The sequence below is a fragment of the Pedobacter sp. Bi126 genome, assembly GCF_918698245.1.
Taxonomy (GTDB): Bacteria; Bacteroidota; Bacteroidia; order Sphingobacteriales; family Sphingobacteriaceae; genus Pedobacter.
This window is the reverse complement of the sequence record NZ_CAKKMS010000010.1, coordinates 46,039-69,432: the sequence shown is the minus strand read 5'-3', so window position 1 is coordinate 69,432 and position 23,394 is coordinate 46,039. Positions and strand designations below refer to the sequence as shown.

19 protein-coding genes are annotated in these 23,394 nt (G+C 42.3%); 12 read left to right on the top strand and 7 right to left on the bottom strand.

Going from position 1 to position 23,394, the window contains the following annotated elements; genetic code table 11:
- Positions 1-7: 7 nt before the first annotated feature.
- On the top strand, positions 8-514 hold the full coding sequence (locus LQ201_RS24535; protein WP_230146378.1) for a hypothetical protein: 507 nt from the start codon (positions 8-10) through the stop codon (positions 512-514).
- 50 nt (positions 515-564) lie between these two features.
- On the opposite strand, the gene LQ201_RS24530 is transcribed toward LQ201_RS24535, so the two are convergent.
- Both LQ201_RS24530 and LQ201_RS24525 read right to left on the bottom strand, forming a co-directional pair.
- A complete protein-coding gene (locus tag LQ201_RS24530; protein WP_371823071.1) occupies positions 565-1,155 on the bottom strand; it encodes a cupin domain-containing protein in 591 nt (196 codons plus the stop codon).
- A gap of 225 nt (positions 1,156-1,380) precedes the next feature.
- Positions 1,381-1,632: a hypothetical protein gene (locus LQ201_RS24525; RefSeq protein WP_230146375.1), complete on the bottom strand. Its 252-nt coding sequence runs from the start codon at positions 1,630-1,632 to the stop codon at positions 1,381-1,383.
- Between the two features lie 598 nt (positions 1,633-2,230).
- On the opposite strand from LQ201_RS24525, the gene LQ201_RS24520 reads away from it, so the two are divergent.
- Positions 2,231-3,106 (top strand): alpha/beta fold hydrolase, encoded by an 876-nt coding sequence (locus tag LQ201_RS24520; RefSeq protein ID WP_230146374.1) that lies wholly within the window; start codon positions 2,231-2,233, stop codon positions 3,104-3,106.
- A 305-nt stretch (positions 3,107-3,411) separates the two neighbouring features.
- Here LQ201_RS24520 and LQ201_RS24515 read toward each other — a convergent pair whose 3' ends face one another.
- Entirely contained in the window at positions 3,412-4,527 is a 1,116-nt protein-coding gene (locus tag LQ201_RS24515) for an acyltransferase (protein WP_230146373.1), read from the bottom strand.
- 195 nt (positions 4,528-4,722) lie between these two features.
- Between LQ201_RS24515 and LQ201_RS25755 the strand changes: the two genes are divergently transcribed.
- From LQ201_RS25755 to LQ201_RS24495, 5 genes are all read left to right on the top strand, one after another.
- Positions 4,723-5,040, top strand: a complete 318-nt coding sequence (locus LQ201_RS25755) for a DUF6660 family protein (protein WP_371823070.1) — start codon at positions 4,723-4,725, stop codon at positions 5,038-5,040.
- Between the two features lie 116 nt (positions 5,041-5,156).
- Positions 5,157-9,533 (top strand): CusA/CzcA family heavy metal efflux RND transporter, encoded by a 4,377-nt coding sequence (locus tag LQ201_RS24510; protein ID WP_230146372.1) that lies wholly within the window; start codon positions 5,157-5,159, stop codon positions 9,531-9,533.
- 12 nt (positions 9,534-9,545) lie between these two features.
- Complete coding sequence (locus LQ201_RS24505; protein WP_230146371.1) at positions 9,546-10,718, top strand: efflux RND transporter periplasmic adaptor subunit; 1,173 nt, start codon at positions 9,546-9,548, stop codon at positions 10,716-10,718.
- Positions 10,719-10,841: 123 nt separating this feature from the next.
- Positions 10,842-11,687, top strand: coding sequence for a sugar phosphate isomerase/epimerase (locus tag LQ201_RS24500; RefSeq protein ID WP_230146370.1), 846 nt, complete (start codon positions 10,842-10,844; stop codon positions 11,685-11,687).
- Positions 11,688-12,056: 369 nt separating this feature from the next.
- Entirely contained in the window at positions 12,057-13,175 is a 1,119-nt protein-coding gene (locus tag LQ201_RS24495) for a Gfo/Idh/MocA family protein (protein ID WP_230146369.1), read from the top strand.
- Positions 13,176-13,245: 70 nt separating this feature from the next.
- Here the strand turns inward: LQ201_RS24495 and LQ201_RS24490 are convergent, their stop codons facing one another.
- The 3 genes from LQ201_RS24490 to LQ201_RS24480 form a co-directional block, all read right to left on the bottom strand.
- Positions 13,246-14,772, bottom strand: coding sequence for a PAS domain-containing sensor histidine kinase (locus tag LQ201_RS24490; RefSeq protein ID WP_230146368.1), 1,527 nt, complete (start codon positions 14,770-14,772; stop codon positions 13,246-13,248).
- Positions 14,773-14,911: 139 nt separating this feature from the next.
- Complete coding sequence (locus LQ201_RS24485) at positions 14,912-15,664, bottom strand: glucose 1-dehydrogenase (protein ID WP_230146367.1); 753 nt, start codon at positions 15,662-15,664, stop codon at positions 14,912-14,914.
- A gap of 91 nt (positions 15,665-15,755) precedes the next feature.
- Positions 15,756-16,343: a Crp/Fnr family transcriptional regulator gene (locus LQ201_RS24480; protein WP_230146366.1), complete on the bottom strand. Its 588-nt coding sequence runs from the start codon at positions 16,341-16,343 to the stop codon at positions 15,756-15,758.
- Positions 16,344-16,636: 293 nt separating this feature from the next.
- On the opposite strand from LQ201_RS24480, the gene LQ201_RS24475 reads away from it, so the two are divergent.
- From LQ201_RS24475 to LQ201_RS24460, 4 genes are all read left to right on the top strand, one after another.
- Positions 16,637-17,125: a hypothetical protein gene (locus LQ201_RS24475; RefSeq protein ID WP_230146365.1), complete on the top strand. Its 489-nt coding sequence runs from the start codon at positions 16,637-16,639 to the stop codon at positions 17,123-17,125.
- A 119-nt stretch (positions 17,126-17,244) separates the two neighbouring features.
- The gene (locus LQ201_RS24470) at positions 17,245-18,087 is read left to right on the top strand and encodes an AraC family transcriptional regulator (protein WP_230146364.1); all 843 of its coding nucleotides are present in this window, start codon (positions 17,245-17,247) and stop codon (positions 18,085-18,087) included.
- A gap of 356 nt (positions 18,088-18,443) precedes the next feature.
- A complete protein-coding gene (locus LQ201_RS24465) occupies positions 18,444-19,415 on the top strand; it encodes an aldo/keto reductase (protein WP_230146363.1) in 972 nt (323 codons plus the stop codon).
- Positions 19,416-20,228 carry an AraC family transcriptional regulator gene (locus LQ201_RS24460; RefSeq protein ID WP_230146362.1) on the top strand — a complete coding sequence of 271 codons (813 nt, stop codon included), beginning with the start codon at positions 19,416-19,418 and terminating at the stop codon, positions 20,226-20,228. It abuts the gene before it with no gap.
- 58 nt (positions 20,229-20,286) lie between these two features.
- Here LQ201_RS24460 and LQ201_RS24455 read toward each other — a convergent pair whose 3' ends face one another.
- On the bottom strand, positions 20,287-21,060 hold the full coding sequence (locus LQ201_RS24455; protein ID WP_230146361.1) for a TlpA disulfide reductase family protein: 774 nt from the start codon (positions 21,058-21,060) through the stop codon (positions 20,287-20,289).
- A 383-nt stretch (positions 21,061-21,443) separates the two neighbouring features.
- Here LQ201_RS24455 and LQ201_RS24450 point away from each other — a divergent pair, with 383 nt between their 5' ends.
- Complete coding sequence (locus LQ201_RS24450) at positions 21,444-23,252, top strand: AIPR family protein (protein WP_230146360.1); 1,809 nt, start codon at positions 21,444-21,446, stop codon at positions 23,250-23,252.
- Positions 23,253-23,394: the final 142 nt, after the last annotated feature.

The following is a 23,394-nucleotide window of genomic DNA, read 5'->3' as shown; positions in this document are numbered from 1 at the left end:
TAAAACGATGAAAAAGCTATTCTTGCTGTTGTTACTCGTGGTAAGCAGCAGCCTCACTTTTAAAGCTCAGGCCCAGGTAAGTGTAAACATAAACATTGGCGCACAGCCTGCATGGGGTCCAACCGGCTATGATTATGTAGATTATTACTACCTGCCCGATATTGAGAGTTATTATTATGTGCCCAAAAAACAGTTTATTTATATGGGTGCAGGAGGTTGGGTTTTTACCACATCTCTACCACCAAGATATAGCGGGTATGATTTATATAATGGCTACAAGGTAGTAATTAACTCACGTAAACCTTACCGTTATTTCGAAACCCATAAAGTAAAATATGCCAAATTTAAAGGCAACCATGGGCAATCGGCAATAGGGAAAAGCAAAGGACAGAAATATGCACCGGCCAAGGGGAATACCAAAGTTTATAAAGGCAATAAAGGAAAACCCTCACAGCATTTTAATAAAGGAAACGGAAATGGCAAAGGCCATGGAAACGGTAAGGGAAAACATTAGTTGTTTGTGTAATAAAGAAAGAAACCCTCCAAATTTGGAGGGTTTTCTTTTTAATTTCTTTTTTGTTGCCCTGGAGCAAAAGGCTTGGCCGATTTAGAACCTGTTCCTTTTTTGGCTTGCCCTGGAGGAACTTTCCCGCTATTACCAGCAGTTCTGATACTATAACAAGCACTGGTAAGCAGCATTACTGATAACGCTACAATAAGATATATCTGTTTCATGGTTTTTAATAAGCCATAAGTGTGCCAATTGCTGTTATCTTTTTTATTAATCAAGTCAATGAATTTACTATCCCAGAAATCCTTGGGGTAGGTTTGCTGATTGTATTTCAAATCCATCTCGTTTAAAAATGCTTTCCGCTCTTCTGTTAGTTCAGGAATGGGGAGTGTTTGTCCAGGAAGAACAGGCACACCTATTTCCTGAAATAGATTTTCCAATCCGGCGGGTACTACCGTGCAGAGCAATCGTGCAGGTTTTTCTGAAGTGTTCTTAAAGCAGTGAATGGCTCCACCAAGAGGGATATTTACAAAGCCATCTTTTGAAACAATTTGTTTGCCGTTTTCTGTTTTAAACTCGACTTCTCCCTCCAATACATGGAACATTTCCTGTGTGTCGGGGTGGGGCGTGCGGCGGTGGGCCACCACCTGGGGAGACAATCATTTCAATAACCGCATAGTTGCCACTGGTTTGCTCACCAGAAATGATGATCCTGTAATTACCTCCTGCAATGCCTAAATACTCGCCTTCATTTTTATTAATGATTTTGATATTGGATTCCATCTTTCTTAGATTTTTCCCTGTATATTTTTACACTTCAATCCATTGGCCAAGGTGATCCACCATTATCCGATCATCAACAATCTTTCTTATTTCAAACCTCTTTCTTTTAAAAGGTTCTCTAATTCCTGATTGTTATATTTTGAGTTATTTGTCAGCTTATAAATGAAAAATAAGGGGATGAGGGTTAAAAAGCCTAAACTGTTTTTCATCACGCTGTAAAATACAACACCGATCAGGAATCCAATTAGTATGGCATTGGTTATGACTGCCGATTTCCTTTTTTTTGCTTCTAGCAGCAACGCTTCGTCTGTTAATTCCGTTAGATTTTTTTGTTCCATTTTCCGTGGTTTTGAGCGTAATCTCTTGTGGGTAATATTCAAATATACGTGTTAAACGCAACTACTAAAAGTGGTAGATTAGGTTTAATTAAAGAAGCTCATCTTTCGATGAGTTTAGTTAAAAGGTTATTTAACAAAGCCCTTCGACAAACTACCATTAACAGATTCCAAAAGAAAGGCCGTCGTTGCGAGGCACGAAGACAACCGAACGAAGCGAGCTCATGAATGCCTTTGAAAACAACTGCAAAAATGAATAATCTTAAATCGCTCGCTACTAGCGATAGTTGTAAGATTGCTTCGTCGGCTGAAAAAGCCTTCTCGCAATGACGATAATCTGAGGAGATTTAATTTTTTAAATTCTCCTGTCATTAATATTGAATTTTTATAAAATAATTACTCCTCAGGATGACATTCTATATTTATGATACACCATTAGCTGGGTTCATTTGCAATTTTTTCTAAACATACTGGCATCAACCTTCAAATCTGCAATGTCGCAATCCGCCACCGAAGTTGTCGTTTTTACGTCGTGGTAAAGCCCCGAATGAATCTCATATTTGTATGGTTAATATCGTTCAAACTAAATTTAAACAGCTTTATGAAAAATTTATTTCAAAAAGGTAAGATCCTTAAATCAGTACTACTTTTCGCAATCATCATGTTTGCAGCAGCTCAATCAAAAGCGCAACAACTTAAGCCTGCCGAGAGCGGTTATGCACCGGTTAACGGCCTTAAAGTTTATTACGAAGTATATGGTGAGGGTAAACCGCTCATCTTACTGCATGGTGCTTTTATGACTATCGAAACAAACTGGGGGCAATTAATACCCGAATTATCGAAAACCAGAAAAGTAATCGCTATTGAGTTACAGGGACACGGACACACACCTTTTTCTGATCGGAAATTAGACCAGGCTGTGCTGGCAAGTGATGTGGAGGGCGTAATGAAACATTTAAAAGTAGACAGTGCCGATGTTGCAGGGTATAGCATGGGTGGCTCTATAGCCTATAAGTTAGCCATACAAAGTCCTAAACGCATAAAAAAATTAGTGGTCATTTCTTCTACTTATAAAAGTACTGGCTGGAAACCTGAAATAGCAGATGCATTTAAAAATATGAAACCTGAAATGTTTGCAAATACACCTATGAAAACGGCATATGATGCGGTAGCGCCTGACAAAACAAAATGGACAAAATTTATAGAACAGATGATTGTTTTTGCAGGGACAACATTCGACATGGGCGACGCCAATATTGCGAAAATTACTTCACCCGTATTAATCATCGCAGGAGATAATGACGGCCTGGATAAAGTAGAACTGAGTAAAACCTACCAATTACTTGGCGGCGACAAATTTTCCGATATGGGGGCGATGCCAAAATCTCATTTGGCCATTGTCCCTGGCCAGGGGCATGTGAGTTTAATGATGCAGACGAAAATAATCTCAACTTACCTAAATGATTTTTTAAAGTAACATAGACCAAAAGAAGAGTCTGTGTCACAAGTTCTGATTCCATTCGGATTTGTCAGGTTGTCCAAAGGACTCCTACGGAGAGCTTCCCGATGAATCGGGACAAGTAGTCGAAACGCTTTACGGGCATTAAACAGGGCTTTCGATAGGCTATCAATGACAGATTCCAATAGAAAGATCGTCATTGCGAGGAACGAAGCAATCTTAATGCGCACGCTGGTAGCGATCGTTGTAAGATCGCTTCGTCGGCTGAAAAAGCCTTCTCGCAATGACGATTCCTCACAGCCTCTTTTAAGCCTAACTCAGTCTTATGCAAACTTTTTCTGCAACCATTTGCGCACTGGCTCGTCGTACCATTTTAATGCGGCATAGGCCAAAACAATCCCACCAACTAAAATGAGTAAGGCATATGGCCAGGCCTGCACAATTGTTGTGCCTTTATGGTTGCTGATCCAGGCCACGTAAAAATAAACCAATGGATAATGTACCAGGTAAAGTGGATAGGATATATCGCCTAAAAATTTGCATATCTTATGCTCTCTTTGCGTTTGCAGTACGCCACTGGCGCCAATATACACGATGAGCGGGAACACAATGATAATGCAGACAGATTCATAAATCCCGTTCATCCAAAGCTGCTCAGCACCGCCAATGCGCGGCATATAAAGTACTAGTGCCACCAAAAGGCTGCACCATAAAAAGGCATTTTTAATTCGGGTGGGCTTGGCAATGCGCGAAAGTAACAAACCCGCAAAGAAAGGGTATACGGTACGGGTAAAGCCAATACGCACTTGTTCTACATTCAGTGTCCAGCCACCGCTCACATCGCCGTTTGTAATGGCCAGCTGTGCCAATGCAATAGCGGCGATAACCACTAAGATAGTTAATGCCGTTTTTGAAAACTTCCTGATCCACACCGCATAAAGAATGTTGGCAATGTATTCGAAAAACAAGGACCAGCCCACACTGTTCATGGGATGCATTTCTTGCCAGCCACGTATATCAAGCGATAGTGGTATCGGTAGGATGGTATAGCCAATTAATAGTACCAGCAGCATCTTCCAGAGTGGAATAGTATGAATGAGCGGCCATATGGTAGAATCTGTAAAATAGAATCCGATAGCGCCCATGGTCATCCCCAAAATCACCATGGGTTGCAAACGTACAATACGGCGTTTGAAAAAACTGCCCACACTCATTTTATTCCATCGGTCGTCATAAGCGTAGCCCATTACAAAACCCGATAATAAGAAGAAAAAATCTACAGCCAGATAACCATGGTTAACAAGGATATCGAGGTGCCCGGTGCCTAAGGGCTCGGTTAAGTGAAAGGTGACAACGATTATAGCTGCGACACCGCGAAGGCCATCTAATATAGGGTAATGTGGCTTGGTGGCCAGTTCATTATTTAGGTTAGTACGCATGTAAGGGCTTGTAAAAATTGCAAGCCATAAAAATAACCAACATTCTTTACCTCATAACTTTGCATCTATAATGATACGTAGCATATTAAGACTGCCTGAGGAGATAAATTGTTTTTTTACCATCAAAACAAAACAGGTATTAAAATAAAAACGGGCTTTATGAATTAAAAACATTAATCATTACATTTGCCCTTGGTGAAAAACTTTGTATTCCTTTTTTCTCTTTATCTGATCCTTCTGGGCCTAATGCCCTGCCAGGACAAGGAAGATATGGTTTCGAAGTCTCACACTGAAAGCACTGTGCACAGCGATCAATCAAAAGCTGAGCATATGCACGGAGAATCCTGTCCGCCATTCTGCAGCTGTGCCTGCTGCTCGGTGGGGCAACACTTTCCAACCGAAAAGTTAACAGATCTGATTGTTCCGGTATTCCGGAAACCATACCCGGTTTTCCAGTGCTCGGCATTGAAAAAACAACCACTCGATATCTGGCAACCCCCTAAACTCGTTTAATCAATTTTTTTATCTCATGGCGCTATCCATGAAAAGCATGCTTTTTTACATGCACAATTTTGCACCATGAGGTGCAATGATGCCCTGCTATTTATTGATTTTTGATTTAAACGACAATGCTGAACAGAATAATACAATTCTCCATCAGGAAGAAACTGCTGGTGGGAATTATGATACTGGCGCTGATTGCCTGGGGCATATACTCCCTTAGACAGCTGCCCATAGATGCCCTTCCCGATATTACCAATAACCAGGTCCAGATTATTACCTCTTCACCAAGCAACGGCGCAGAAGATATTGAGCGTTTTGTAACCTACCCGGTAGAGCAGACCATGGCCACTATTCCCGGAATAGAAGAAATCCGTTCCTTTAGCAGGTTCGGCCTTTCAGTTGTAACAGTGGTGTTTAAGGAAAACGTAGAGATTTACTGGGCCCGTCAACAGGTGAGCGAAAGGCTTGCCGAAGTAGAAAGAGCCATTCCGAAGGGGATCGGCACGCCAGAGATTGCACCATTAACAACCGGACTGGGAGAGATTTACCAGTACGTTATCCATCCCAAAAAGGGATATGAAAAAAAATATGATGCTACCGAGCTCCGCACCATTCAAGACTGGATTGTTCGCCGCCAGCTCCTGGGCGTAGAGGGCATAGCAGATGTGAGCAGCTTTGGGGGATACCTCAAACAGTATGAGATTGCCCTTAATCCCGACAAGCTCAGAAGTATGGATATATCCATCAGCGACATTTTTAAGGCACTTGAAAAAAATAACCAGAACACCGGCGGATCTTACATCGATAAGAAACCTAACGCCTATTTTATCAGGAGCGAGGGGCTTATCAATAGTATTGAGGACATTGAGAACATCGTTGTACGGACCAATGAGAATAGCATTCCTGTGCTGATCCGAAATGTAGCTGAAGTGAGGATCGGTGCGGCCACCAGGTACGGCGCCATGACCAGAAACGATCAGGGCGAGGTAGTAGGGGCAGTAGTAATGATGCTCAAGGGCGCCAACTCTTCTAAGGTTATTGCAAATGTAAAAACCCGGATGGATCAGATTGCAAAGAATCTTCCAGAGGGCGTGGTGATCGAGCCATTTCTCGACCGCACAAAACTGGTAGACAGTGCCATTGGTACGGTGACCAAAAACCTGGCTGAAGGCGCATTGATTGTGATCTTTGTACTGGTACTGCTTTTGGGGAATTTCCGCGCCGGATTGATTGTGGCCTCGGTTATTCCACTTGCTATGCTTTTTGCCATATGCCTGATGAACCTTTTTGGCGTCAGCGGAAACCTGATGAGCCTTGGCGCTATAGATTTTGGGCTAATCGTAGATGGAGCGGTAATTATAGTGGAGGCATCTCTTCACCATCTGGGTGTCCGAAAAAACAAAAACAGGTTAAACCAGCAGGAGATGGATGCCGAGATTTTTGAATCTGCTTCCAAGATCCGTAACAGTGCTGCTTTTGGAGAAATCATTATCCTCATCGTTTACCTGCCAATTCTGGCACTGGTTGGGATAGAAGGCAAAATGTTCAGGCCAATGGCCCAAACGGTGACTTTTGCTATCCTTGGCGCTTTTATCTTGTCGTTAACTTATGTGCCGATGATGAGTGCGCTGTTTCTAAACAAAACCATCAGCACCAAAAGAAATACCTCAGACAGGATCATGTCTTTTTTTCAAAAGGTGTACACCCCAATGCTCAATTTTGCACTGCGGGCACGGGTGGCTGTTGTGGGCATTGCCATAGGATTATTCGCCATTTGTCTCATTATTTTCAATTATCTGGGCGCCGAATTTATTCCCACGCTAGAGGAGGGCGACTTTGCCGTAGAAACCCGGGTGCTTACCGGAAGCAGCCTTTCTCAAACCATTGAGGCTGCTACACGCGCAGCAAAGGTATTAAAGGCAAATTTCCCTGAGGTAAAAGAGGTAATCGGAAAGATTGGCTCTAGCGAGATTCCAACCGACCCCATGCCGGTTGAAGCCTGTGACCTGATCATTATCTTAAAGGATAAAGGCGACTGGACAAATGCTTCGACAAGAGATGAGCTTGCGGGAAAGATGCAGGCCAAGCTTGAACAGTATATTCCTGGGGTTACTTTCGGGTTCCAACAGCCCATTCAGATGCGCTTTAATGAACTCATGACAGGTGCCAGGCAGGATGTGGTAATCAAGGTTTATGGAGAGGATTTTTCGAAACTCAGTACCTATGCAGCTAAGATTGGTGCTATAGCCAGAAAAATAGAAGGTGCTGAGGATATTTATGTGGAACAAGCTTCGGGACTTCCACAGGTTATCATCAAGTTCCATAGAGAAAAGATTGCGCAGTTCGGACTGAACATCGAAGATGTGAATACCGCTATCCGCTCGGGATTTGCCGGAGAGGTTGCAGGACTTGTATTTGAAGGCGAAAAGCGATTTGATATGGTTGTACGCCTGGAAAAAGAAAACAGGCAGTCGCTTGAGGATGTGAAGAATCTGTTTGTAACGGCACCCAATGGCAACCAGATCCCGTTGGAACAACTGGCTGATATCCAGTACAGGGAAGGGCCAAACCAGATCCAGCGTGATGATGCAAAGCGACGGATTACCGTTGGCTTTAATGTGAGGGGAAGGGACGTGGAAAGTATTGTGAAGGAAATCAAGCAGAATATTGATACAGAGGTTAAGTTTTTACCAGGTTATTATCCAACCTTTGGCGGCACTTTTGAGAACCTGCAGGCAGCCACCAAAAGATTGGGTATTGCCGTGCCACTGGCCCTATTGCTCATTTTGCTGTTGCTTTATCTTACTTTTTCATCGATTAAACATGCGCTTTTAATTTTTACCGCAATTCCATTGTCGGCCATTGGTGGCGTATTTGCCCTATGGGCAAGGGGCATGCCGTTTAGCATCTCCGCAGGCATCGGTTTTATTGCCCTTTTTGGCGTGGCGGTATTGAATGGTATCGTACTGATCAGTGAATTTAACAGGTTAAAAAAAGAAGGAATGAACAATATTCTCGAAATTATCAGAACAGGAACTTCGGTTAGGCTTCGCCCGGTGATTATGACGGCCCTTGTAGCCTCTCTGGGCTTTCTTCCAATGGCCATTTCGGGCGGAAGCGGTGCTGAGGTACAGCGCCCATTGGCAACGGTTGTTATCGGTGGATTAATCTCTGCCACATTACTGACCCTTTTGGTACTTCCGGTGCTTTATATCTGGGTAGAAAAAATGGGGCGCAAAAAAGTAAGAATTGCTCCAGTAGCAGGCATAATCGTGATGTCTATTACTTTGTTTGGATTTCAGCCTGCTAAGGCCCAAACTGCATTAACGCTTGAACAGGCAATATCTTCGGCACTGGAAAACAACAGGGCGATTAGCGGGGCTAACCTTGGTGTAGGGCTGCAACAGGCACTCAGGAAAAGTGCCTTCGAAATGCCCAAAACTGAAGTGTCTATGCTTTACGGGCAGTACAACAGTCTGATCAAAAACGACAACAACTTTACCATTTCGCAAAACATTCCCTTTCCAACACTTTTCGCCGCAAATGCTGCATTAGGGGATGAACGTATCAAATCAGGCCAGCTTCAGGCGGCTTCAAGTAAAAACGAACTCATTTTTCAGGTGAAGACGGTTTACACCAATCTTCAGTACCTCTATTCGAAGGAAAAACTGCTGCTCGAGCAAGACAGTATCTATAAGGGTTTTGTAAAATCAGCTTCGCTAAAATACAAAACAGGCGAGGGTAACCTGCTTGAAAAGGTAGCTGCAGAGACGCAGCTCAAAGATGTACAGAACCTGCTCGATCAAGACCGGTCTGATATCGAAATTTATAAAACGCAGTTGGCTACGCTGATTGGAAGGGGCGAGCTACCCCTAATCGCCGACAAATTTTTAAGGGAAACACCCGGGGTTTCGATCGGAGATACGGTTCTTCTAAATGAAAATCCAGCCATTGCCTATTTCAGGCAACAGATTGTGATTGCCGAAAAACAGCGAAAAGTAGAACTTGCCAAAGCGATGCCCGATTTTACCCTGGGGTATTTTAACCAGTCGCTAACCGGTTTTCAAAATGTTAACGGCAGTGATGTTTTCTTTGGCCGCGACAAACGTTTTCAAGGCTTTCAGGTAGGGCTTTCCATTCCGCTATTTTACAGCGCTTATTCTGCGAAGGCAAAGGCCGCATCCATTAACAGGGATATTGCCTCGAACGACCTGCAGCTCCATCAGCGAAAACTAACAGGCCAGTACCAGCAGGCCCTGGGCGAATACCTGAAAAACAGGAAACGTTACGACTATTTTATTACTTCGGCGCTAGCCAATGCGGCACTGATATTAAAAAATAGCCGCATCGCCTACCAGAACGGAGAAATAGGCTATTCGGAATACCTGTTGAACCTTAAACAGGCAAATGGTATTTACGAGGGGCGCCTGATGGCCCTACTCCAGTTAAGCCAGAGCATCAACCAGATTGAATTTTTAACCGGTAACAACAAATCATTTTAAAGCATAAATCTCATGAGATCCATATATAAATATCTTACCCTGCTGTCCTTTCCATTTTATTTGGCTGGCTGTAGCAGCCCCAATACAGAAAAGGAGCCCGAAAAAGAGACCGTTCACGAAGAGAGCGATATTGTAACCCTTACCCCAGAGCAGCACAAACTATCAGAAATTACGCTGGGAGACATTGAACTGAAAGAATTAAGCGGAACAACGAAAGTAAACGGCATGCTCGATCTTCCCCCGCAAAGCCTGGTATCTATTTCCACACCGCTGGAAGGTATTGTAAAAAGCACCGATATGCTACAGGGAAAACGGGTAGCCAAAGGGGCGCTCGTAGCCGTAATGCAGAATCCGGAATTTATTCAGATGCAACAAGATTATCTGGACTATAAAAGCCAGCTGCAGTTTTTAAAGCAGGAGCTCGATCGCCAGGAAGAATTGGCAAAGGAAAACGTAAATTCAAAAAAAGCACTTCAGAAAGCAAGGAGCGAATACCAGAGTGTGAGTGCAAGATTGCTGGGGCAGCGTTCGAAACTTTCCATTATGAACATCAGTTTTGCGGCACTGGAAAAAGGACAGATCCAGAAAACCTTTAACCTCTATACGCCAATGGCGGGTTACGTTACGCAGGTTAATACCAATATAGGTGCCTTTGCCAGCACCACCGATGTGTTGTTTAAAATTGCCGATACCGAGCACCTGCATGCAGAGCTTACGGTATTTGAAAAGGATGTACCCAAACTTAAGCTGGGGCAGAAAGTCCGCTTTGTACTGGCCAATGAAGAAAAGGAGCGCATGGCTACGGTTTACCTCATCGGAAGGGAAATTAGCAAAGAGCGTACCGTGCAAATTCATTGCCACCTGGATAAGGAGGATACACAGCTGCTTCCGGGCATGTACCTTAAGGCTTATGTGGAAAGTGGAATGAACAAAGTTGAAGCACTACCCGATGCCGCTATTGTTGAGTTTGAAGGCAAAAAGTTCGTATTTATAGATCAGCCTGCTGATAAGGGCCGTAGCACTTATCGGTACAGGATGACAGAAGTGAAAACAGGTGTTGCCGAAAATGGTTACACCCAGGTTTCTTTTGCCGGGCAGATCAATGATGTGAAGGTGGTGGTAAAAGGCGCCTACGATCTGTTAAGCAAGGTTAAGAACGCTGAAGAAGAAGGTGAGGAACATTAGCTATTTAAGCTTTATAGCTGGCAAAAATTGATGCTGTGAAACAGTTCATTTTTTTAAAAGATCTGTTTGCAGGTTTGAACTGCACCAATTTAAATATTAACTTTATTCGCCAGATAAATTAAAATGACTACAAGAAGAAATTTTTTACAAACAGGAATATTGGGGCTAACTGCAGCAACGCTGATCGATGCCCCGTCAGTTTTTGCAGCGCCTGCTAAAGGTAATGCCGCGGGTAAAGACGCTTTTAAATTAGCAATCGCCGGTTATAGCTTCCTTAACTTTAACCTTGACGAATCGCTTAAAATGATGAAAAAGGTTGATGTACATTACCTCTGTATTAAAGACTTTCATTTGCCTTTTAAAAGTACAGCAGAAGAAATTGCTGCCTTTCATGCTAAACTTAAGGATAATAACATAGTAGGGTATGCCGTAGGCCCTATATACACCAAAAATAAAGAAGAGATCGATAATGCATTTGATTATGCAAAAAGGGTTGGTGTTGATCTGTTGATCGGAATTCCAGCGCATGCTGACCTGGAGTATGTTGCCCAAAAGACAAAAGAATATAATATTCGTTATGCCATTCATAATCATGGCCCGCAGGATAAACTATATCCAAATGCAGAAAGCATCTACAACCTCATTAAAAACCTGGATCAACGTGTTGGTATATGCTTTGATATGGGGCATAATAAAAGAGACGGACGGGATTCAGTTGCAGACCTTCAGAAATTCTCGAAACGTATTTTTGATATGCATTTAAAGAATGTAACTGTCGCGGCAAATGAAGGTACCACTTGCGAACTCGGCCGTGGCGTAATTGATATCCCTGCATTCGTAAAAATGCTGAGAAAGGTTAATTACCAGGGCTGCTGTAGTTTAGAGTATGAAAAAGACATGAAAGATCCCTTAGCAGGAATAGCTGAATCTGTTGGCTATTTTAGGGGTGTTTGCGATGGTACCCGCTAGTTCTGTTTGCGATTGATCGTAAATTAATGATTGATATGCGGTTTTTTCCTTCGGCCGCATATCAATTTATACCCCTGTTTGGAATGGATCTGTGCGCTTAATCTTACTAAATAACAATCAAACGAATGTGAACTGGTGCCAGGATCGGTAAGATTAGATCGGTACTACAGCGATGCCAATATCTTTCTTGAATTATAACTGTCAAATCAATTTGTAGTTTAGATCAAGCCGCAAATCATATGGTGAAAACTAAATGTAACTGGTCGGTGTTAGATATCATGAAGTAAATCAGTTAATTAAGCGGCAAAACAGGCAATAGCACATATTGCTTAAATTTTTGCTGAATAGGAACATAGCTACAGGATAAATATGAATACCAGAAGAGATTTTCTACAAAAAATGGGTGCATCAGCATTGATGCTGCAATTGGGATCGATATCGGCATTTGCGAACGTTCCTGACCAAATTGAACAACCTTACCAGGGTAAGGTACTCCAGGTAGCCATCATGGGTTTAGGTGGATATGGTACCCGTGTAGCAGAAGCGATGAAGGCCTGTACCAAGGCGAAGCTGGCTGGTGTAATTAGCGGTACGCCTTCAAAAATTAAAGAATGGCAAACGAAGTACAACATCCCGGAAAAGAATTGTTATAACTACGAAAACTTCGATCAGGTTAAAAATAATCCGGATATAGATGCGATTTATGTGATTACGCCAAATGCACTGCACCATAGTCAGGTTATCCGGGTAGCAAAAGCGGGAAAACATGCCATATGCGAGAAACCGATGGCATTGAATGCCAAAGAGGGACAAGAGATGCTTGATGCCTGTAAAAAAGCAAATGTAAAGTTACTGGTTGGCTATAGGCTGCATTTTGAACCCCGTACGCTGGAAGTGATCCGAATGAGAAATGCGGGCGACTTCGGCAAAATCAGGTTTTTCCAGGGACAATGTGGTTTTAAAGCAGGCGATCCGACACAATGGCGATTAAACAAAGCACTTGCCGGCGGGGGATCAATGATGGATATTGGAATCTATGCAATTAACGGAGCCAGGTATATGGTGGGAGAAGAGCCGATCTGGGTGACGGCTCAGGAAACCAAAACCGACCCTGCGAAGTTTAAAGAAGGTGTAGATGAGACCATACAATTTCAATTGGGTTTCCCCAGCGGTGCGGTAGCCTCCTGCTTGTCTAGCTATAACATCAATTACCTGGATAGATTTTTTATGAGTGGCGACAAAGGATTTGCAGAAATGCAACCTTCTACGGGTTATGGTCCAATCAAGGGGAGAACACATCAAGGTGAACTCACGCAGCCCATCACTACGCATCAAACGGTACAGATGGATGAAATGGCCACTATTATTTTTGAAGATAACAAGCCGGTAGTTCCTGTAAACGGTGAGGAAGGTTTGAAAGATCTTAAAATTATTGACGCCATATACGAGGCTGTAAAAACAGGGAAAAAGGTCAAACTAACCGTTTAACCAAAGGCGATTTTAAAACGAATTTTGGGATTATCCAGCCCTACGGTGCAAATTGTAAATATTGTTGAACCTAACTGCCTGCGGATTTCGGAAGTGTGAACCAAAAGTCGGTACGCTCGCCTGGCACGCTGTCTACACCGATCTCTCCCCCATGTTTACGAACGATGTTGGCGCAGATAAACAGGCCTAGCCCAAGTCCTGAATTTTGCTCCTGCTGCCCCGCGGCCTGGTAATACCGGTCGAATAGCAAGGGGATTTTTTCGGCAACAATCCCTGGGCCCCTATCGATAACGGAGATTTTAACATAGGTTTCATGATCAATGAGTTCAACTTTTATCTCTGCAGTGCCTGGCGCATATTTAACTGCATTACCGATCAGATTAGTAAGTACCCGGCCGATCCGCTCTGAATCGGCATGGACCATGATGTTTTTTTTTCCTGTTATAGTTACCGCCGGAACGTCGGTGGAAGCAAACAGTTCAACTATTTCCTGGACCAGCTCAAACAGGTTGAAGTTCGTTTTCCGAAGTTCAATCTGATCACGATAATTTTTACCGGCATTGAGCAAATCGTCTATGATCAGTGAGATCCGGTTTATGCCCCTGCTTGCCTGCGCAACCAAGCGCTTGGTACGGTCAGATTGCCGGTTCGCGTCCCGTTGCAACATTTGTACTGATCCTTTTAAGCTGGTAACTGGGGTCTTCAGCTCATGGCTGGCAATACTTATGAAATCGTCTTTATGCCTTTCTATAATTTTGTCGTTGGTAATATCGTTAATAACACCCACCAGTTTCACGGCTTTACCCGCTTTATTGGTTTCGGTTTTGCCCTTTATATTCAGCCATTGAAGCTTGCCATCCGCTGTATTTAATCTAACCTGCACGTCTACGCCACCGTCATCCTGAATATTGTTTAGGGCCTCCTTGAACACTGGAAGGTCATTTGCTGATATATGTGGATAATAGCTTTCCAGGGTCCAATGCGCTTGCCTTTGCGGGTAGCCAAAGATTTCATCATGGTCTCGGGAACGAAAAACTTCCTTTGTCTCAAGGTCCAGTTCCCAGATAGCTGTACCGGTATACTTAAGGGCAAGGTTCAGACGTTTCTGGCTCTCCTTAAGCTGTTTCATTCCGGAAATATCGTCCAGTACAGTAAATCCAAAGGTTTCCCCCTGGTCGTTATACAGGATCGTAGTCACATCAACCCATACGCGGCTGCGGTCTCTTCGGTACAGGCAGGCCTGTAGCTTGAAGAACGGCACCTGCCTGGCCCAGATCTCTTCCTGGAGGCGATGCCAGTGTGCGATATGCTCTTCACAGGCATGATCCAGGATTTTTGTTCCCTCAATTTGTTCTGGCGGATAGTCCAACAGTTCGCAAAGCGCCTTATTCACCTTTAAGATGGTGAGGTCTGACCGGATGATCTTTGAGGCCACACTGGTAAGTTTAAATATAGCGTTGAACTTATCATCACATTCTTTGAAACGTTTCTCAAAATTATCTTGCGCTCTATTTTCTTGCATAACAATTTCAGCTAATAGAGTGATAACATTTACAGGCCGAATATGTTTAGCTGTTACAGATAAACTGCCTTTCATGTGCTATGCCATAGCAAAACGACAAGTAAATTCAAGGCAGTGCATAGGCCAGGTGCTCTTTCGTCAATATTTTATTGCCGATTTCTTAATATCTAGTGATCACTGGTACGGGTTTGAACACATACCAGTGAATAAGAAATTACTGGGCTAAGTAGGTCATGCCACCATCAACAAGGATTTCGGTACCAAGCAAAAACGAAGATTCTTCAGAAGCAAGGAAAACCGCTGTTTTACCAATGTCTGAGGGCTGCCCGATCCTGCCTATCGGCATCGCGCTTGCAAATTGTGTTTTAACCGCATCAATGTGCGCTGCAGGAACGAACTTATCAAATGCAGGTGTGTCTGTAGTACCCGGTGTGATTACATTTACCCTGATCTTTCTGGCTAGCAAGTCGTTCGAAAAGCTTTTCGCCAAAAAGATCACCGCCGCTTTTGCAGCGCCGTAAAGCCCGAATGAGGGATATGCCCGATGTGCGGCATTTGATCCGATAAGAATTACAGAGCCGCCATCATTCATATATGGTAAGGCTTTTTGTACCGTGAAATAAACGCTTTTCAGGTTAAGGTCCATGGTTTTGTTATAATCAGCTTCGCTCACATCTGCCACTGTTCCCGTTGTTCCTGCACCGGCATTGGCTACCAGTACATCTATTTTGCCGAATTTTTCGGCTGTATCTTTAAAAACCCTTTCTAAATCGGCAAGGTTAGTTACATCCGCATTGATGGCTATAAAATCATTGCCCAGTTGAGCAGCTGCAAGTTCTAAAGTTAAGTGATTTCTACCGACAATAGTTCCGGCAGCGCCTTCACTTTTAAATGCTTCAGCAATACCAAATCCAATGCCGCTATTGCCGCCTGTAATTACGGTTACTTTGTTTTTTAATTTACTCATGATCTTTGAATTTAATGTTGATCCAAAGATGCACCTATGCAACAAGCTGGATCTTATCAAAAGTCATTAAATAGGCTTGACAAAGATCAAGTTATTTTAAGGCGTTCTTCCTGATCCGGCTTAAGGTTTCTGGTGTTAAACCCAGGTAGGAAGCAATTAAATTTTGCGGGAACCGCTGTAGAAAGTGCGGATAATCGTTAACGAGTTCTTGAAACCGTTCTTCTCCAGTTAGACTAATGGAAGACTGCATCCTTTTTTGGGTAGCTATGGTATTGTTTTGACTCAGCACGTTCTGCATCGCTGAAAAGGCAGGAATAGGCTTTATGAATTCTTCTACCAGGTTATGGGTGATTTGTAAGATCTCCATATCTTCCAGCGCTTCTATGTTAAAGCGGCTTGGTGTCAACTTGTAAAAACTTTCAAAATCGGCTAACCACCAGTTTTCAATACTTAATTTTAATATATGCTCATGCCCTTTTTCATCCACGGTAAACGTCTTGGCAGCCCCCTTCACAATGAAGCCAGTATATTTACATACATCCCCTTCCTGTAAAAAGTATTGCCGCTTACGGATTTTTTTGGGTTTGAAATGCTCGATAAATACCTGCTTTTCTTCCGCTGAAAGCGTTTGGCCAGAGAGTTTTTGAACGTAATCGAACAGCGCTTGAAAATTATCCATCTTTAGGGTGCTTAGGGAGAATCTTCAAAAATAAAACTTTCAGCTTATTTTTGCGGCCTTTTTAATTATTCAAACCTGTTCTGCTCAGTTGCAGGAAAAGGTGATCACCCAATCGTCGAATAATGTCCTGCCTGCCAAAACGAAATTATAGGTCCGTCCATTAATTAGGCTGGAAGCAGCGCCCCTGATCATTTTTGAACGAGATTACCAATTAATTGAACGAATAAGCAAAATGCCTTAGCCTTACTATAGCCACTTTTGTAAACAACAATTACATAACAACAAAAAAGACTATGGGACTATCAGGTTTAGGAATTTTTCATACCATTATTGGTATTGTAGCCATTGTAGCAGCAATCATTTCATTTGTACGCTTTGGCAAAATTGATTTAACGCAGCTTAGTGGTAAAATATACTTTTATACTACTGCTGTTACTGCTTTAACTGCATTGGGAATCTCCAAACATGGAGGCTTTAATGCCGGGCATATTTTTTCGGTATTCATTTTTATTTTAGTGGTGGTGGCTTTTTGGCTTTCGGTAAAGCGAAGTACCAACAATAAGGCACGTTATGTAGAGAATTTTTTACTCTCTTTCAGCTTTTTTCTGTCGCTCATTCCCACTGTGAACGAAACCTTTACCCGGGTTCCGCTGGGGCATCCACTGGCTAAAAATCCTACCGATCCTATAATTGCCCAAACCTTGCTCGTGCTCTTAATCGCATTTGTTGCCGGTGCCATTTACCAATACATTAAACAACGTAACGCGCTTAGAATACGGTAAACCAAAAATGTGATTTTGGGATAAAAAATCTTTTTGTACCAGATAGGCTAATGTATGGACGCAGAAAAGCCAAACCATGCATTAGTTTTTCTATTTTTATAGCTGAAGGTTTTTTTAATATGATCATTGACCATAAAAAATACGATTTGTTTGGTAAATCCATTATCCAGAACATCAGGATAAAGGCACCTTTTACCTTCGATTTCCCCATTACCGATAATGCCTGCTTTTTGTATATGTTACAGGGCGAAATGCAATATCACCGCGACGAAAACCGGGTAAATATACCGCATAAACATGCTTTGTTTTTAAATTGTATCCAGGCTAGTAAAACCATCAGTAACTTAAATGAAGGAGGGATTAATGAAATTATGGTCGTTAATTTTCATCCCGATATTTTAAAACGGATCTACGACCGGGAGATGCCGGTTATACTTCAGGCACCCGATCGGATGGTTTCGAACAAAAGTGTTGAAGTTTTAAACAACAGTTTTTTAATCGAGAAATATATTGAAGGCTTGTTGTTTTATTTTCAGCATCCTGCACTGGTTAACGAAGATATACTGGTTTTAAAGTTAAAGGAAATTATCCTGCTGCTGGCCCAAACCGCTAATGCCCGGGCCATACAAACCATATTTGCACAGCTTTTTTCGCCTACTACCTACACCTTTAAACAAATTATTGAGGCCAACTTGTTTGAACAGCTCAGTATCGAAGCTCTGGCACAATTGAATAATTTGAGTTTATCGTCTTTTAAACGCGAATTTGCCAGACATTACAACGATACACCGGCCAATTATATCAAAACCAAAAGGCTCGAAAAAGCTGCCGAAATGCTGTTAATTTCAAACGAAAGGATTAAAGACATTGCTTTTAATTGTGGCTATAATGATTTGGCTAATTTTACCAAAAGCTTTCGCGATAGGTATAAGTGCACACCTAGTGATTTTCGGGAGCGTTAGTAGGGGGACACGACAAATTGTATATGCAGTCGTCATCCTGAACTTGTTTCAGGATCTTTCCTGTTGCAAAAGATGCTGAAACAAGTTCAGCAGGACGTAGTGGCCTCACTGGCGCAAGTCTTAGTGCAGCGGACAATGGGCTGGATGAATGCGCATGCATAGTAATAATTAATTAAGATTTTCTCAAGAAATTTAGGGATTAATTTAGGGAAAGCACAAGTCTGCCCATTGCATTAGGCTTGACATTAAGACTTGCGCTAGATAGCGCTCAAACCATCAAATAGCTGAGCCGTACAGACAAAATATTTGAGCCGTAGAAGAAAGCCTCTGCTGTGTCGAATGTTGATCTTTGTTTCATGAACAACATCACAAAAATTCAGTTGGGCCAAAATGGTCCATTCGTATCTAAACTTGGTTTGGGCTGTATGCGCATGTCTTCTGTATGGGGTGGTGCTACACCCAGCGAAACAGAAAGTATTGCCACCATTCAGGAAGCATTAGATAACGGCATTAATTTTTTAAACACTGGCGACTTTTATGGTGCCGGTCATAATGAAATGTTAATTGGCAAAGCAATTAAAGGCCGGCGCGATGAGGCCTTTATCAGCGTAAAATTCGGTGCCATCTTTCACAACGGCCAGTGGCTGGGATTAGACCTGCGGCCCATTGCAATTAAAAATTTTATCAATTACTCGCTGATGCGTTTGGGCATCGAAACCATCGACCTCTACCAGCCTTGCCGAATGGACGATAGCGTACCGGTAGCAGACATCATCGGAACGGTTGCCGACCTGATCAAAGAGGGTAAGGTGCGTCACATTGGTGTGTCTGAAATTACGGCCGAGCAGCTTCGTCAGGCAAATGAAACCCACCCCATAAGTGCGCTTGAAATCGGTTATTCGCTGGCCGATCGTCAGATCGAAAATGAACTGCTGCCTGCAGCAAAAGAGTTGGGTATTGCAGTAGTGGCCTTCGCCAATACCGCAGAAGGTTTATTAACCGGCGACATGAAAGCGCCACTTGCAGAAAATGATTACCATAATCATTTCTCCCGTTTTCAGGGTGACAACCTGGTTCATAACCTCGAAAAAGTAGAAGTATTGAAACAATTGGCCCACAACAAAGGCTGTACGCCTACACAGCTTGCTATTGCCTGGGTAAAGGAGCAGGGCGATCATATTATGCCTTTAGTAAGCATGAGCCGCAGATCGCGCCTGCCTGAAAATATTAAAGCGCTTGATATTATATTTACGCCGCAAGAAATGAACACTTTAAATACTACTTTTGCAATAGGTGCCATACGTGGCGGTACTTATTTACAACGTTAAATGACCAATCCAAAAGAAATCCTCCCGGGCCTTATCTTTTATTCTTACCTCTCTGCCCAGCGGAAAGAAAAAGTATGTTTCTGGAACCACCATACTTTGGTATTGCAGGTTTCAGGGCAGTTCACTTTAGAAACCGCTGGTCAAAGTATTTCGATGACCGGAGGAGAATTGCTGTTGATTGGTAAAAACCAGTTGGGTACGCTCACCAAAACACCGCTGCCCGGAGGAAACTATGAAACCATCGTCATTTCCCTGCAGGAAGAGCTTTTGCGCAAGATCGTATTGGAAGAAAAGTTAACCGCAGACCATAAATACATTGGTCCGCCAAATATCCTGATTCCATCAAACGAATTCCTCAAAGGATATTTCCAGTCTATTGTTCCCTATGCCCGAAGCTCGGGTGCCACCATGACCAATGAAATGGGCATTTTGAAAGTGAAAGAGGGGATTAAACTGTTATTGCTTGCCCTACCGGCACTGCGTAACTTTTTATTCGACTTTTCAGAACCCCATAAAATAGACCTGGAAAAGTTTATGCTGAGCAATTTTCATTTTAATGTGCCCATCGAAAAATTCGCGCAGCTTACTGGTCGCAGCCTGGCCGGTTTCAAACGCGATTTCCTGAAAACTTTCGGTGCGCCACCCCGCCATTGGCTGCAGGATAAACGCCTAACGGAAGCCAAACACCTCATCGAAAGCAAACACCAGAAACCTTCTGCCATTTACCTCGACCTTGGCTTCGAAAGCCTGTCGCACTTCTCACATGCTTTTAAAAAGAAGTTTGGTATGGCGCCTACGGCATTAAATGCGTAAGGTATGGATTTAATGAGAGCAGATTCTGGTCGTTGTTTTAGGTAGAGCGTTTATGCCATTAATGAAGGGTTTTTAGTTGCTTTTCAACCTCTGCATATTGTAATGTGAATTTTTTGATCTTCCCATCTCTGCCAATAATTAGATGCGAAGGGAATACCTTGGTGCCGATGGAATCAACCATGTATCGATCGGCGTTTGCTACAGTTTCATATTTGAAAGGTACCTGTTTTAGAAATTTCTTTAAAGGTTCGGTTTTATCCGAGGCAAGACTAATAAAAAGGATATCATTACGGTCCCGGTATCGATCAACGATTTTATTAACTTCAGGCATTTCCTGTATGCAGGCAACACAGCCTATGAACCAAAATTTCATTACCAAAATTTTGCCCTTGGTATTTTGTTGATTGTATTTGTGACCTGCTAAATCTACAAATTCAAACTTTGGTGCTGGTTTTTCCACGAGCGAAAGTTGAAAAAGCCCCTGACGGGCTTGGTCTATAAGATAATATTTTGGTGAGTCTTCAATAAGAACATTAATTTTATATAGCTGATATGAGTTTTCATCAGGGCCGGTTTTTAACCTTAAAGGTAGGTAACTCCCAGAAAGTACCTCGTTCAGAAATGTTTGCTTATCCATCACTTTTCCTTCTGTATCGAACGTACTGAAATCAGAGTCAAAGTTGACATATTGTGTAATATAATTTGCGATCTGGTCGCTGCCTTGAAGAATACTCGCGGGCTGAACCACTGGAATCAACTCTTTTCTGCTGTTACATCCCAGAGATGTAATAATTAACAGGGTATAAAAAATGGATTGGAGAGATGTTGTCATATCATTGGATTATTCGAAGTTAATTATTTTCTTGTTAAGGATGTTTTTTAAAAACCTTTAAAAGCGTACTAATGCATTCTTGGTGCATAGGTCAAGGGGCTGGATGAATGTGCATTTTACGATATTTAACATATAAAATTTTCCATTGAGATTAATGTCTTAATTTCACAAAAGCACAAGTCTGGCCAATGTTTCTGGGCCCAGGTGCTAAGACTTGCGCTAGATAGGGCTTAGCTTTGCGAAATTTGCATACGCGATACGCATGCGCTAGCAAGGGGGATGATCTCAATAATTACTGATCGTAGGTCTGTTTCAACATATTCCTGATAAAGTAGTTCAATAACATTTATTTTGATATCTTCAACGCTTTAAACTCTCTCATTATGACCAAATACGATATTCTTTTAAACATCTTGGATGCAATCATTCTTGAGGCACCGACAGGCATGTCCAAAAAATACGTACGGCCGGATGCCAGTCCGGAAGATTATAATCGATCAAGAACTCGCGCGTTTATACATTTATATTTGAAAGTCAGCTTCGGCTTGTTAGACTTCCAGGAGCGGGAGCATTTTATTACCGACGGGACCAACGATGGCGGAATCGATGGTTATTATATAAGCCCAGAAAATAAAACGATATACCTCATCCAATCCAAATTTCGGTTGAACGAAAAGAATTTTGAGGAGAAAGAGATTTCCCTTCAGGAAATTCTAGTAATGGATATCAACCGTATTCTGGACGGTGAACAGACAGATGAAGCAGGCAATGAATACAATGGAAAAATAAAGGTACTGCAGCGGGAAATCTCATCGCTGCAGGATATTGCACGCTACTCCTATCAGGTTATTATTCTTGCTAACCTTAAGAATACCAAACCAAGCGATCTGAGGAAACTTACCGGTGGGCTGTCTTCCGTGGTATTTGATTTCAACCGTTGTTATGAAGAGCTGGTCTTTCCGGTGGTAACCGGAACATACTTCAATGCTACGGACCTTAGCATAAATATCGATCTCAGCAATAAAAATGCTGGAACAAAGATCAGCTACACGGTAAATACTAAAAAAGGCGAATGTGAAATCACGGTTCTTTTCGTCCCGACTATTGAGCTTGGAAGGATCATGTATAAATACAAGAACTCAATTCTGAAATACAATCCCAGAAGCTACCTTGGACATGAGGGCAAAAATGTAAACAATTCGATAAGAGAAACGATAATCGGAAACAGTACCAACGAATTTGCACTTTATAACAACGGTATCACCATGCTTTCCGATGAAACCTATATTAATGAACGTATTGGCCAAAAGAATAAGGCGCAGCTGATTGTCAAAAATCCCCAGATCATCAACGGGGGCCAAACCTCATATACTTTAAGCAGGATATATGAAGAGAATTTGGAAAGTGGAGCAGAAACGGTTTTCCAGGGCAAGGAAGTTTTGCTTAAGGTAATTACCCTTCTTGATGAAAAAAACCATAACAGCAAACTCGAACTGATCAAAGATATCTCCGAGGCGACCAATAAGCAGACTCCGGTGATCAATGCCGACAAACTATCGAATGATGAGCTGCAAAGTCAGATTCAACTAGAACTCTTCTCAAGGTTTGGACTGCTCTACGAGCGAAAAAGAGGAGAATTTGCAGACGGCATCCTAAATAATTATATTTCCGAAAAAGATGTTACAGAAAGAAACCTATTCTTTAGGATGTTTTATGTGTCCAAGGGGCAGATCAGCAAAGCCAGAGAGAAAAAACTTTTTATAAGGCAAAACCTGACTTTCGAAGAAGTCATCAAAGACAACCGTTTGGAAAAAACCTACTTTGCCTATCTATGTTTCAAAAAGATCGCAAAGCTCAACAATCCAAACCAACGTGTACAGATGAGCACTTTTGCCAAAGTCTACTCGATGATCGTCTTATTTATGCCCAAGAACTTAAATGATTATGATCAGGCTGTTGAAGACAATTATTTGATAGTGATAAAGAACTGGGATGGGTTTTTGGATAAATTCGCTGAAAAAGGACGTGCAAGAATGGTTAAAAAAAACAGGATAACCGGTGCAGAGCGGGTCATAACAGGAGAAAATTGGTCTGGGTGGTTTAACAGCACAAAGTTTGCAGGAGACATTTTAGGGTATTTTCGAAATTTAGAACAACCAATTCCAGTAGAAGGCTCCTCTGTTGAACAGTAATTTTTGAGTTTCCTAAAGTATAACTTATTTTTCCAGAATGGTCATAAAAGCCGAACTTCTTAACATTTTTCGCGAACTGAACCTCGTTCTAGTCTTAGCGTCTACAGGAAAAAGAAATTATTGTAGGTTTTTTCATATCGGG